The following is a 12,943-nucleotide window of genomic DNA, read 5'->3' as shown; positions in this document are numbered from 1 at the left end:
GTCCGATCATGGCGTATCAGCACATCAACGTTCCGACTGAGGGTGACAAGATCACCGTCAATGCGGATTTCTCGCTCAACGTTTCCGACCAGCCGATCATCCCGTACATCGAAGGCGACGGCACGGGCGTCGACATCACGCCGGTGATGCTGAAGGTGGTCGACGCGGCGGTCGAGAAGGCCTACGGCGGCAAGCGCAAGATCCACTGGATGGAAATCTACGCGGGCGAGAAGGCCACCAAGGTGTATGGCCCGGACGTGTGGCTGCCGGACGAAACACTGGAAGCCGTGAAGGAATACGTGGTGTCGATCAAGGGTCCGCTGACCACGCCGGTGGGCGGCGGCATCCGTTCGCTGAACGTCGCGTTGCGCCAGCAACTGGATCTCTTTGTGTGTCTGCGGCCGGTACAGTATTTCAAGGGCGTGCCGTCGCCGGTGCGTGAACCGGAAAAGACCGATATGGTGATCTTCCGCGAGAATTCCGAAGATATCTACGCGGGCATCGAATGGGCGGCCGGGTCGGCGGAAGCGAAGAAGTTCATCAAGTTTCTGCAGGAAGAGATGGGCGTCACGAAAATCCGTTTCCCGGATACGTCCGGGATCGGTGTCAAGCCGGTGTCGAAGGAAGGCACGCAGCGCCTCGTGCGCAAGGCCATTCAATATGCGATCGACAACGACCGTCGTTCGGTGACGCTGGTTCACAAAGGCAACATCATGAAGTTCACCGAAGGCGCGTTCCGCGACTTCGGCTATGAACTGGCGAAGGACGAATTCGAAGCCGAGCTGATCGACGGCGGTCCGTGGATGAAGGTGAAAAATCCGAAGACGGGCAGCGATATCGTCGTCAAGGACGTGATCGCCGACGCGTTCCTGCAGCAGATCCTGTTGCGTCCGGCCGAATACGACGTGATCGCCACGCTCAACCTGAACGGCGACTACGTGTCCGACGCGCTGGCCGCGCAAGTGGGCGGGATCGGCATTGCGCCGGGCGCGAACCTGTCGGATTCGGTCGCGATGTTCGAAGCCACGCACGGCACCGCGCCGAAATACGCGGGCAAGGACTACGTGAATCCGGGCTCGGAAATTCTGTCCGCGGAAATGATGCTGCGTCATCTGGGCTGGTTCGAGGCCGCGGACGCGATCATCGCGTCGATGGAAAAATCGATCCTGCAAAAGCGCGTCACGTACGACTTCGCGCGCCTGATGGAAGGCGCGACGCAAGTGTCGTGTTCGGGCTTCGGTCAGGTGATGATCGAAAATATGTAATAGCAACCGACAGTTCGGCCGTTCTGTCTGGCGCGCGACGCATCAGGTCACGTCATGTTTCGTCGCTGCGCCAGGCTATGATGGTCGAGCCGTTTTTTCCACTGCCGCTTGCATCGGCAATGACGCCTGGTGATGACTTCCTTCCGCCGGATTCTGATCGTGCTGTCGCTTTCGCTGCTGGCGTTGCTCGCCACGCGCGGCGCGTATGCACACGATTGCGGATCGATGCCGCAGCACGCGGCGATGCGGATGAATCCGGTGGCTCACCTGGCTCACCTGGCGCTCGCCGCGCGCTCGCCTGCTGTCATGTCGTCGCGCAATGCGCTGCATGACACCCCGCCGACGCATTGCGCGGATAGGCATTGCAATGGTCATCAGGCGTCGTGTTGCACGACGATGTGCGGCGCGCATTGCAGCGCGTTATCGAGTGCGTTATTGAACACGTCCGGTTTCGACGCGCATTCGTCCGGCGCGTCGCCGCCGCTGGCGTTCGCGACACCTTCGCGTGTCAGCCTCACGCATGCGCCGTTGTTACGGCCGCCCATTCCTCGACCGTTTTCTTTCAGCGCCGTCGTCTGACCGACGGCGTCATCGCCCGATCGTCTCGGGCTGTCCATTCAAGCGGCGCGGAGTGTGCGCGCACTGCACGCACGCGCGCTCACCGCCGACGCCGCGATCCTCGTGATCTGCGGGCGCCTGTGACGGGTTCGCGCATCCGGCGCCGCATCGATGAAGGAAACGATTTCATGATTCGCAGGGAATTCCTCGCGCGCACGCTGAGCGCCGCCGTTGCTTCGATGTTCACGCGCGATGTGCTCGCGCAACACACCGGCCACGATATGTCCGGCATGGGCGATATGGACATGAAGGACATGAAGGGCATGGCCGGCATGACGCATCCGTCCGGCGCGTCGCCGATGCATCCCGCCGCGGCGCTCGCCGATGCCGACGCGTTGCCGTCCGGCGCGCCGCTCGCCGATCTGCGCAAGCTCGCCAACGAAAGCCGTGAGCCGGGCGTGTTTCGCGCGACGCTGGTCGCACAACCGGTCACGCGTCAGATGTTGCCGGGCTATCCGACCACGTTCTGGTCCTATGCCGGAAACGGCACGGCGGACGGTCCGGTCGTCGGTCCGATGATCGAGGTGCGCGAAGGCGATACCGTCGAGATCCGTTTCGTGAACCGCTTGCCGCAGCCGTCGACGATTCACTGGCACGGTCTGCCGGTGCCGCCCGATCAGGACGGCAATCCGTCCGCGCCGGTCGCGCCGGGCGCGTCGCACGTGTATCGCTTTACGTTGCCGAAGGGCAGCGCCGGGACGTACTGGTATCACCCGCATCCGCATATGTTGTCGGCGGAACAGGTGTTTCGCGGACTGGCCGGACCGATCGTGGTCCGCGCCGCCGACGATCCGCTCGCCGCATGGCCCGAGCGTCATCTGTTCTTGTCCGACCTGAAACTGTCCGCCGACGGCACGATCGCGCCGAACACCATGATGGACTGGATGAACGGCCGCGAAGGGCAGTTCGTGCTGGTCAACGGCGCGCGTCGTCCGCGGATCACGGTCACGTCCGACGAACGCTGGCGGGTGTGGAATGCGTGCAGCGCGCGGTATCTACGATTGTCGCTGGGCGGCGACACGCGTTTTACACTGATCGGCACCGATGGCGGCCTGATCGAAACGCCGCGCGAAGGCTTGACCGAACTGCTGCTCGCGCCGGGCGAGCGCGCCGAACTGTTGGTGCGCGCGGGCTCGCAGACTTCGCAAACTGCGTTGATCGCGCAGGTCTATGACCGCCGGAAAATGGCGATGTCCCACGACGCGGGCAGTTTGCCGCCCGAACCGGCGCGGGTGCTGGCCGATGTCGCGTTCGCTGCGTCTTCAGTCGACGCGCGAATCTTGCCGGACACCTTGCGTCCGGTGCCGCCGCCCGGTGCGCCGGTCGCGCGAAAAAACGTCGTGTTGTCCGAAAAGATGGATATGGCGGCGATGCACAAGCCGGGCGCCACCGCCGGGCACGGAATGCCGGCCGGCATGACATTCCTGATCAACGGCGCGACGTTCGACCCGAAACGCGTCACGCTGACGAGCCGTCGCGGCGATGTCGAGCTCTGGTCGATCGAAAACCGCAGCGATATGGATCACCCGTTCCATCTGCACGGCACGCAGTTTCAGGTGATCGAGCGGGAATACGGCGGCGTGACGACAGCCGAGCCGTTTCGCGCATGGCGGGACACAGTTAATCTGCGACCCGATGAAATCGTGCGTATTGCCACTGTGCAGAATATGGCGGGGTCGCGCATGTTCCATTGCCATATCCTCGAACATGAAGATCTCGGCATGATGGGTACGCTAAAAGTGATTTGAAAAAAACTCGAAAATGTACTGAAGCGAGGGTTATCTCGACCTAAAGGTCGTGCCTGCAATTGACGTTAAAGCAGATAACTGAAGTGAAGGTGCAAATGAAAAAACCCGGCGCGCTGGCCGGGTTTTACAAGGTGCGGGAACCGAGAGATTCAGGCTGCTGCCTGGATATTCGATGCCTGTTTGCCTTTGGGGCCTTGCACGACCTCAAAGCTCACCTTCTGGCCTTCCTTCAGGGTTTTGAACCCATTCATCTGGATGGCCGAGAAGTGTGCAAACAGATCCTCACCGCCTTCGTCGGGCGTAATGAATCCGAAACCTTTTGCGTCATTGAACCATTTGACCGTACCAGTTGCCATACCTACTTCCCCTGTAACTCATGTCACTACCACGAGCCCTCGAAAAGCTTAACGACTGCGAAAAGCAGTCGCCCCTCCTCCAAGCTCACCATCGGCAAATTTTCGGTTTTTCGGCTTGCTGAAAAAAGTGCCAGCTTGATTGTTGAGGCTCTTAATTCGAGTGTCAAGAAAATTTTGAGACGCTCTGTGGGATTGCTGCAAAGCCTGTAAATCCAGGGTTTTTCCCGCTTTTCTTATGTGCGGTGGCGCAAGCGGCGCGTCTTGAAAAGTCGCATAATCGACTCACATGCAGTTCTGTGGATGGATCGTCCGGTCCGCCGTCAGCCGGGTCAGGCAGGTTGTGCGATACTCGATCCGAAAGCGGTGCAACATGACCGCAGCGACACATCGGAAGGAGGGCCGGCTCCCGCAATCGGCTCGGCGCGACGCGCCAGCGTGGCAGGCAAGGCGGACGTATTCCACGTAGTGGGATCGTCGGCAGGCCGGTCGGGTTTTGACAGGATTGCGGCCCTGTCCGAGTTGTTTAGAATGGATGTATGGCGATTAACCCGGACAAGCAGGATGGCACCGTACTGGAGCGGCAGGAAAAAAAGCTGAAGCCGCCTGCCATGTATAAGGTGGTGCTGTTGAATGACGACTTCACGCCAATGGAATTTGTCGTGATGGTCGTGCAGGAATATTTCAATAAAGATCGTGAAACCGCAACGCAGATCATGTTGAAGGTGCATCGCGAAGGCAGGGGAGTTTGTGGGGTCTACACGCGGGACATCGCGTCGACCAAAGTCGAGCAAGTCGTTACCCACGCACGGCAGGCCGGGCATCCGCTGCAGTGTGTGATGGAGGAAGCATGATTGCCCAGGAACTGGAAGTCAGTCTGCACATGGCGTTCATGGAAGCGCGCCAGGCGCGGCACGAGTTCATTACGGTCGAACATCTTTTACTGGCCCTGTTGGACAATCCGACGGCAGCAGAGGTGTTGCGCGCATGCGCGGCCAACATCGAGGATCTGCGCCAGAACCTGCGCAACTTCATTCATGACAACACGCCAACCGTGCCCGGCACGGATGACGTGGACACGCAACCCACGCTGGGTTTCCAGCGTGTGATCCAGCGCGCGATCATGCATGTGCAGTCCACCTCGAATGGCAAGAAGGAAGTGACCGGCGCGAACGTGCTGGTCGCGATCTTCGGCGAGAAAGATTCGCACGCGGTGTACTACCTGCAACAACAGGGCGTGACGCGTCTGGACGTGGTGAACTTCATTTCGCACGGCATTGCGAAGACCAGCAGCACCGACGCCGCGAAGGCGAGCGATGCGAGCGCTGAGTCGGACGAAGCCGCTGCGCAAAAGGAAACGCCGCTCGCGCAGTTCACGGCCAATCTGAACCAGATGGCGAAAGACGGCCGTATCGACCCGTTGATCGGGCGCGAGTCGGAAGTCGAGCGCGTGGTGCAGGTGCTGTGCCGTCGCCGCAAGAACAATCCGCTACTCGTCGGCGAAGCAGGCGTGGGCAAGACCGCCATCGCGGAAGGTCTCGCGTGGCGTATCACGCGCGGCGAAGTGCCGGACATTCTGGCCGACGCGCAGGTGTACTCGCTCGATATGGGCGCGTTGCTCGCGGGCACCAAGTATCGCGGTGACTTCGAACAGCGCCTGAAGACGGTCCTGAAAGAACTGAAGGAACGTCCGCACGCCATTCTGTTCATCGACGAAATTCATACGCTGATCGGCGCAGGTGCTGCGTCGGGCGGTACGCTGGATGCGTCGAACCTGCTGAAGCCGGCGTTGTCGTCGGGCACGCTGAAGTGCATCGGCGCGACCACGTTCACCGAGTATCGCGGCATCTTCGAAAAAGACGCGGCGCTGTCGCGTCGTTTCCAGAAGGTCGACGTGACGGAACCGACTGTCGAACAGACAGTCGCGATCCTGCGCGGTCTGAAGTCGCGTTTCGAAGAACACCACGGCGTGAAGTATTCGTCGGGTGCGCTGTCGGCGGCGGCTGAACTGTCGGCACGCTTCATCACCGATCGTCATTTGCCCGACAAGGCAATCGACGTGATCGACGAAGCGGGCGCGGCACAACGCATCCTGCCGAAGTCGAAGCAGAAGAAGACCATCGGCAAGAACGAGATCGAAGAGATCATCTCGAAGATCGCGCGCGTGCCGGCGCAAAGCGTGTCGCAAGACGACCGCAGCAAGCTGCAGACGCTGGATCGCGATCTGAAGAGCGTGGTGTTCGGACAAGATCCGGCCATCGACGCGCTGTCGGCGGCGATCAAGATGGCGCGTGCGGGCCTCGGCAAGACGGACAAGCCGATCGGCGCGTTCCTGTTCTCCGGCCCGACCGGCGTCGGCAAGACCGAAGTGGCGCGTCAACTCGCGTTCACGCTCGGTATCGAGCTGATCCGTTTCGATATGTCGGAGTACATGGAGCGTCACGCGGTCAGTCGTCTGATCGGCGCGCCGCCGGGCTACGTCGGTTTCGATCAAGGCGGTTTGTTGACCGAAGCCGTCACAAAGAAGCCGCATTGCGTGCTGTTGCTCGACGAAATCGAAAAGGCGCATCCGGACATCTACAACGTGCTGCTGCAGGTGATGGACCACGGCACGCTGACGGACAACAACGGCCGCAAGGCGGATTTCCGTAACGTCATCATCATCATGACGACGAACGCGGGCGCCGAGGCGATGGGCAAGTCGGTGATCGGCTTTACGACGCGCCGAGAGTCGGGCGACGAAATGGCCGACATCAAGCGCATGTTCACGCCGGAGTTCCGTAACCGTCTGGACGCGACGATCAGCTTCCGCTCGCTGGATGAAGAAATCATCATGCGTGTGGTCGACAAGTTCCTGATGCAACTGGAAGATCAGTTGCATGAGAAGAAGGTCGACGCGCTGTTCACCGACGCGTTGCGCAAGCATCTCGCCAAGCACGGTTTCGACCCGCTGATGGGCGCGCGTCCGATGCAGCGTCTGATCCAGGACACGATCCGTCGTGCGCTGGCCGACGAACTGCTGTTCGGCAAGCTGATGTCGGGCGGACGTGTGACGGTTGACGTCGATGCGGACGACAAGGTCCAGTTGACCTTCGACGAAACGCCGGCGCCGCGCAATTCGACGACGGAAACGGTCGAAGTGGAATAAGTCGCACCTGCCGGGCAACCGGCACGGCGAACGCGCAATGCGAAGGTGTTGCGCGTTCGCCAGAGAAAAACGGCACGGGCCTTGAGCCCGTGCCGTTTTTTTTCGCTCAGCGCTTTTTATGCGTCGAAGCGGACGGGTGCGTCCATGTACGCGTTCAGGCGATTACGTACCCACGGTTCCGCGTTGCCCACGGTCGAGATGATGCCGGTCGTCGCCCCGCCGCCGAGCAGGACGGCGAAAATGCCGCGCAACGGAAAGTCGCCGTACGCGGGGTCGGTGATGTCGAACGGCTCCGAACGTTTGAACATGTCCTCAGCGGTGTTGCCCATATCCGCCTGGAACGCGGGAGGGAAGCTCAACGCGAGGATGTTCGGATGCACGTGGCGATAGTCCGACCCGACCGCAGCGTCGCCGAGCAGATAGCTGCCGCCGGTTCCCCAATGCTGGCTGTCGAAATCCATGTTCACGGCGTCGGTCGTGACCGGCGTGCGGCTGGCCGGAATCTGCCACGGCATCACCGGCAATTTCAACGCGCGACTCATCGTCTCGCAAAAATCGAAGAAGCGTTGCCACTCGCGCGGCCCGTAGCAGTAACCGTTCACGTACGCGCGCTGGGTGAAATCGTCCGCTTCGTAGCGGTCGATCGCGAGGAAATCCGGCGGCGCGTCGCCATCGTACCCACCGAGGCTTTGCAGATACGTCGCGGTTTGCTGCGCGAACGTTGCGGGATCGGCGTCCTCGTAGATCCATTCGGACCGTCCCACACCCCAGAGATTGACCTGCCACCCGAACACCACGTTGGGCGCGATGGTCCGCGTCAGCCAGTTGACGGCTGCGACGTAGCCGCGAATCGTGTCCGTGATACCGGCCGGAATCGCGGCCTTCACCGACCAGTGATCGAGCGCGGTCTGCAGCGGCGCGCGCACCGGCATCGAGTAGTCGGGCCCGAGATTGGCCTGCTGACACGCGCCGAGGAAATCCGGATTGATCACGTAGCCGGCCGGAACCGGATGGCTGGCGTCGATCGCTTGATTGGCCAGATTCAACGACAGGATGTAGTTCGCAAAGCTGTGCGCGTGCTGATCCGCATTGGCGAGTTGGCCGGGCGTGTTGCCGAGCGACAGATTGCACGTGTACGAGATCAGCACCGGCAACACGGGCTGGACATTGCCCAGTTGGGATTCGATGCTGCGCGCGAGATTGATCGTCGTGGTGGTGGCGGGATCGTCGCTGAGATAGACGTTCGCGTCGCCGGCGCCGTCGTTACCCGCGTATTTGAAGACCGACGAAGCCCGCGCGCTGACGAAGTCCGCCGCATTGCCCGGCGTCAGGTCCGCGCATCCACCGAAGCTGAGATAGGCCGGAAAACCCGGCACGTTCAGGTTCGCCGACGCTTCCACGCTCACGTTCAGGCTGGTGCTGCCGTCGGCCTTCACGTTCAACGTGGCGGGCACCGACACCGCAATCACCAAGCCGTCCGAGATGAAGCTAGTCGCGGTGACCGCGTAATCGCCGGGTTTGACCGGTGCGGCGAACGCAGTGTTCTGCGACTTGATGTCGATGATCTGCGTGTAGTTCATCGTGTCGCCGGTGAGGCGCAGCGTGGTTTGCCGGCTTCTCGTGAGATCGGCGACGACATTGACCGGCACGTTGACGAAACCGCTGGTGTCGACCGTGACGGTGCGCACGTCGGTGTTGTCGATGGCGAGCGTCTGCAAGCGGTTCGCGAGCGTCACCGTGGTGGCCGCGAAACGGTAGGACAGGTCGTTGAGCGCGATATCGTCGATCGAGAGCACCGCGAGGCCGGTGGCCGGCAGGCGCCTGAGCGCGGTCGTGGTTGCGACGCCGCTGACGAACGACGCCAGCGTCTGTCCGGTGACGGTGTCGGTCAAGGTCACGTGCAGCGTTTCCGTGGCGAGCCCGGTCAGCGTGCCGATCTCGACGTCGAGCGCGGCATAGCGTTGCATCGGCCCAAAACCGACCGACACGCGAGTCGCCTGGCCGGTTGTCACCGTCACGTTCTGCGGGCCGATCACGAGCGGTGCCGACACCGTCTGGTCCGCGGTTTCTACGTTGTCACCACGGATCGCATACGTGCCTTGCGGCAGCGTCACCTGGGTGGTTTGTCCGTACGCGAGTTGGACCGTGGACGTCAGCGCACCGTACGCAAACGTCAGGGTTGGCGGAGACGCGGCCAGCGCGGGATCGGGGCACGCCGCGCAGTCGACGGACACGGTGCCGGTCACCTCCGGCGTGCGGTCTGCGGCGATCACGAACGATTTCAGGTACCGGTCGGCGTCTTGGGTCAGATCGCCGTTCACACCGATCGTGATCTGATCGTGCGCGTTGATTGCGTGCGGTGCGTCGAAGTTGAGCCGGGCGGCAACCGAATAGGTCGTCGCATCGATCTGCGCGGATTGCGCATCGACGGTGGTGGCGGACCACACTGTGAGCGTCGGATAGATGTCTTTGCTTGTAACGCTTGCCGGCGACTGGAAGTCGAGCGCGAGAAACTGGTTGAGCTGAACCGGGCTGCCGTCTTCATAGCAGATATTGGACAGGACCATGGAGCCATACCACTGATTGGCGCCAGGCGACACGACGGCGGTGTACGTGATGTTCATTGTTACCCTCCAGGCAACTGACGAGGTCGATCGTGAGGTCCAGCGCGGACAACACGGATGACCACGGGATCTGGTTGCCAGATCCGTGACGTCGGTTATTGATTTGGGATACGAAATAATCAACGTAAAAAATGGACTGATATCCGACCGGTCTCCTCCGCTTACCGGACGGCGCAAGCACTGCACGCATCGCACGCGCGGCGATGCGTAGCCGGCCGCCTCGCACTTACATCGCGCGGTAGCACGGGCTTACGGAAGTGTAATCTTCAGAGGAGAGGGGGATGCGGCGCCCTCTGTGACAAAGCGTCGCGGTTGAGGGGCGATTGTGCGGGTGTGTGCAGCGCCGTCGCTACACACCCATGAATGACGCAACGAGCGTTGCGTCAGTGCTTGCCAGTGCTGCCGAATCCGCCTGCGCCGCGTTCGCTTTGATCGAATTCATCAACGATATTGAACTCGGCTTGCACGACCGGCACGATGACCAGTTGCGCGAGGCGTTCCATCGGATTCAACACGAACGCGGTGTCGCCGCGATTCCATGTCGAGATTTTCAGTTCGCCCTGGTAGTCCGAATCGATCAAACCGACCAGGTTGCCCAGCACGATGCCGTGCTTATGACCCAGACCCGAGCGCGGCAGGATCACCGCTGCGTAGCCCGGATCGGCGAGATGGATCGCGAGACCGGTCGGCACCAGAACGGTCTGGCCGGGTTCGATCGTCATCGGGGCATCGAGGCAGGCGCGCAGGTCGAGGCCCGCGCTGCCGGTGGTGGCATACGCCGGGAGTTGATCGCGCATCCGCGCATCGAGAATCTTCAGGTCGAGTTTCATGCAGTCAGGATAAAAAGGAGAAAGTTACTTGCCGAGATCGAACGCTTCGGCCAGCAATTGATAAGACCGCAGCCGCGCCCGATAGCTGCCCGCAACGGTCAGCACGATCAGTTCGTCGGCCTGGAATTGTTCTTGTAGCGCGTGCAGGCGCGCGGTGACGGACTCCGGCGTGCCGATCACGCTGCGTGGCTTCTCGCGCGCAATCACCAGTTGCTCGCGCTCGCCGTACTCTTGCGCAACCCCTTGCTCGACGGACGGAATCTCCGCGTTCAGGCCGTAAGCCATTTGCACACGTCGTAAATCGACCGCTTTCTCCAGCGCGAGCGCTTCGTCTTCCGTGTCCGCGCAGATCACGAACACGGCGGCCGCCAGATACGGTTGCGTGCCGTTCACGCTCTTGAACCGCTCGCGATACGCATGCGCGACCTGATGGCCGAAGTGCGCGTTGATGAAGTGCGCGAACGCGAAGCGAATGCCGAGTTGCGCCGCCAGCAAGCCGCCGAATTCGCTGGACCCGAGCATCCAGAGATCGGGTCGGGTTTCGACTTGCGGTTGCAGCAGCACGCCATGCGCGACGTGGTCTTCCGGCAGGGTGCCGTTGAACAGCCCGACCAGATCCGCGACCTGCTGCGCGAAGATGTCACCACGGTTGTAGTCGCCGGCTGCGACCGCCTGCGCGGTTTTCATGTCGCCGCCAGGCGCGCGCCCGACGCCCAGATCGATGCGTCCGGGAAACAGCGCTTCGAGCATCATGAATTGCTCGGCGACCTTAAACGGGCTGTAATACGGCAGCATCACGCCGCCCGAGCCGAGCCGGATGCGCTGCGTCACGCTGCCAAGGCGCGCGAGCATCACTTCCGGACACGGGTTCGACACGCCGCGCAAGCCGTGATGCTCTGCGCACCAGTAGCGCGTGTAGCCGAGGTCGTCGGCGAGCTGGGCGAGTTCGACGGTGGCCGCGATGGCGTCCGCCACCGAGTGCCCGGCGATCACCGGCGTTTGATCGAGCACGGAAAGTAGCGTCATCTGAAGCTCCAGCGAAATCGACGCGCAGTGGGATGACCCAACGCGCTTACTTGATCAGGCTCGTGTTCGGCACGCGTTTCGCGATTTCCGCGATCAGCGTGCGTGCGAGCGCCTGCTTGTCCGCGCGCGGCAATTTCGTCGCGCCGCTCGCCTCGAACAGCACGACTTCGTTGTCGTCCTGGCCGAAGGTCAGCGGACCGAGATTGCCGATCAGCAGCGGCACGTTCTTGCGTACGCGTTTTTCTTCGCCGTGCACGTCGAGATCGCCGCTTTCCGCCGCGAAACCCACGCAATACGGCGGGAACGGCATCTTCGCAACCGACGCCAGAATGTCGGGGTTTTCGACGAAGTTAAACGACGGCAACGCGCGATCCGCGGTCTTCTTGATCTTGTGTTCGGCGACGTGATCGACGCGCCAGTCGGCCACCGCCGCGACGCCGATAAAGATGTCGTAGTCCGCTGCGGCCCGCATGACCGCATCGTGCATCTGCTGGGCCGTCTGCACGTCTTCGCGGTACACGCCCCACGGCGTATCCAGCGCCACCGGACCGGCGATCAGCAACACGTCGGCACCGGCCTGCTGGGCCGCGCGCGCGAGCGCAAAACCCATCTTGCCGCTGGAGCGGTTGGTGATGCCGCGAACCGGATCGAGCGGCTCGAAGGTCGGGCCGGCAGTCAGCAGCACGCGGCGTCCGGAGAGAATTTTCGGTGTGAAGAACGACGCGATCGCTTCGTAGATCGCTTCGGGTTCGAGCATCCGGCCGTCGCCGGTTTCGCCGCACGCCTGCGGCCCCGAATCCGGCCCGAGCACGTCGATGCCGTCCGCGCGCACCTGTGCGACATTGCGCTGGGTGGCCGGGTTCTGCCACATCTGACGGTTCATCGCCGGCACCACCAGCAGCGGACAATCACGCGCCACGCACAGCGTGGATAGCAGATCGTCGGCCATGCCGTGCGACAGTTTTGCGATGAAATCCGTGGACGCGGGCGCGATGACGATCGCGTCGGCTTCGCGCGACAGATCGATGTGCGCCATGTTGTTCGGCACGCGTGCGTCCCACTGGCTGGTGTAGACGGGACGTCCCGACAGCGCCTGCATCGTCACCGGCGTGATGAACTGCGTCGCGGCGTCGGTCATCACGACCTGCACGGTCGCACCGGCCTTGATGAGCAAACGGGTGAGTTCGGCGATCTTGTAACAGGCGACGCCGCCCGTCAGACCGAGGACCAGATGTTTTCCAGCGAGTTCTGCGGTTGCCAACGCAAGCCTCCGAATGCATGACAGGCCGGGCGAACGCACCGGCCTGAATTTCCTGACGCTGTTTTGGGCG

10 protein-coding genes are annotated in these 12,943 nt (G+C 62.1%); 5 read left to right on the top strand and 5 right to left on the bottom strand.

Features of this window, described 5'->3' with window-relative positions; genetic code table 11:
• The first annotated feature begins 8 nt into the window (after positions 1–8).
• From icd to PW947_RS21870, 3 genes are all read left to right on the top strand, one after another.
• Positions 9–1,265, top strand: a complete 1,257-nt coding sequence (gene icd, locus PW947_RS21880; RefSeq protein ID WP_299634489.1) for an NADP-dependent isocitrate dehydrogenase — start codon at positions 9–11, stop codon at positions 1,263–1,265.
• A 132-nt stretch (positions 1,266–1,397) separates the two neighbouring features.
• Positions 1,398–1,844, top strand: coding sequence for a hypothetical protein (locus PW947_RS21875; protein ID WP_299634488.1), 447 nt, complete (start codon positions 1,398–1,400; stop codon positions 1,842–1,844).
• Between the two features lie 167 nt (positions 1,845–2,011).
• The gene (locus tag PW947_RS21870; protein ID WP_299634487.1) at positions 2,012–3,631 is read left to right on the top strand and encodes a multicopper oxidase family protein; all 1,620 of its coding nucleotides are present in this window, start codon (positions 2,012–2,014) and stop codon (positions 3,629–3,631) included.
• 149 nt (positions 3,632–3,780) lie between these two features.
• Here the strand turns inward: PW947_RS21870 and cspD are convergent, their stop codons facing one another.
• Positions 3,781–3,987: a cold shock domain-containing protein CspD gene (gene cspD / locus PW947_RS21865; protein ID WP_017776809.1), complete on the bottom strand. Its 207-nt coding sequence runs from the start codon at positions 3,985–3,987 to the stop codon at positions 3,781–3,783.
• A 536-nt stretch (positions 3,988–4,523) separates the two neighbouring features.
• Here cspD and clpS point away from each other — a divergent pair.
• Together clpS and clpA are read left to right on the top strand one after the other, a co-directional pair.
• Entirely contained in the window at positions 4,524–4,838 is a 315-nt protein-coding gene (clpS, locus tag PW947_RS21860; RefSeq protein ID WP_299634486.1) for an ATP-dependent Clp protease adapter ClpS, read from the top strand.
• Positions 4,835–7,132: an ATP-dependent Clp protease ATP-binding subunit ClpA gene (gene clpA, locus PW947_RS21855; protein ID WP_299634485.1), complete on the top strand. Its 2,298-nt coding sequence runs from the start codon at positions 4,835–4,837 to the stop codon at positions 7,130–7,132. Before clpS ends, clpA begins: the two co-directional genes overlap by 4 nt.
• Positions 7,133–7,248: 116 nt before the next feature.
• On the opposite strand, the gene PW947_RS21850 is transcribed toward clpA, so the two are convergent.
• From PW947_RS21850 to coaBC, 4 genes are all read right to left on the bottom strand, one after another.
• The gene (locus tag PW947_RS21850; protein ID WP_299634484.1) at positions 7,249–9,756 is read right to left on the bottom strand and encodes a hypothetical protein; all 2,508 of its coding nucleotides are present in this window, start codon (positions 9,754–9,756) and stop codon (positions 7,249–7,251) included.
• A gap of 383 nt (positions 9,757–10,139) precedes the next feature.
• Positions 10,140–10,586 (bottom strand): dUTP diphosphatase, encoded by a 447-nt coding sequence (gene dut / locus PW947_RS21845; RefSeq protein WP_299634483.1) that lies wholly within the window; start codon positions 10,584–10,586, stop codon positions 10,140–10,142.
• A 24-nt stretch (positions 10,587–10,610) separates the two neighbouring features.
• Positions 10,611–11,612, bottom strand: a complete 1,002-nt coding sequence (locus PW947_RS21840) for an LLM class flavin-dependent oxidoreductase (RefSeq protein WP_299634482.1) — start codon at positions 11,610–11,612, stop codon at positions 10,611–10,613.
• Positions 11,613–11,658: 46 nt separating this feature from the next.
• Positions 11,659–12,873, bottom strand: coding sequence for a bifunctional phosphopantothenoylcysteine decarboxylase/phosphopantothenate--cysteine ligase CoaBC (gene coaBC, locus PW947_RS21835; RefSeq protein WP_299634481.1), 1,215 nt, complete (start codon positions 12,871–12,873; stop codon positions 11,659–11,661).
• Positions 12,874–12,943 lie beyond the last annotated feature (70 nt).

Origin of the sequence: Paraburkholderia sp., from assembly GCF_028283785.1 — a bacterium.
Classification (GTDB): Bacteria; Pseudomonadota; Gammaproteobacteria; order Burkholderiales; family Burkholderiaceae; genus Paraburkholderia.
Note: the sequence above shows the minus strand (reverse complement) of the source record. Positions and strands in the feature narration are given on the sequence as shown.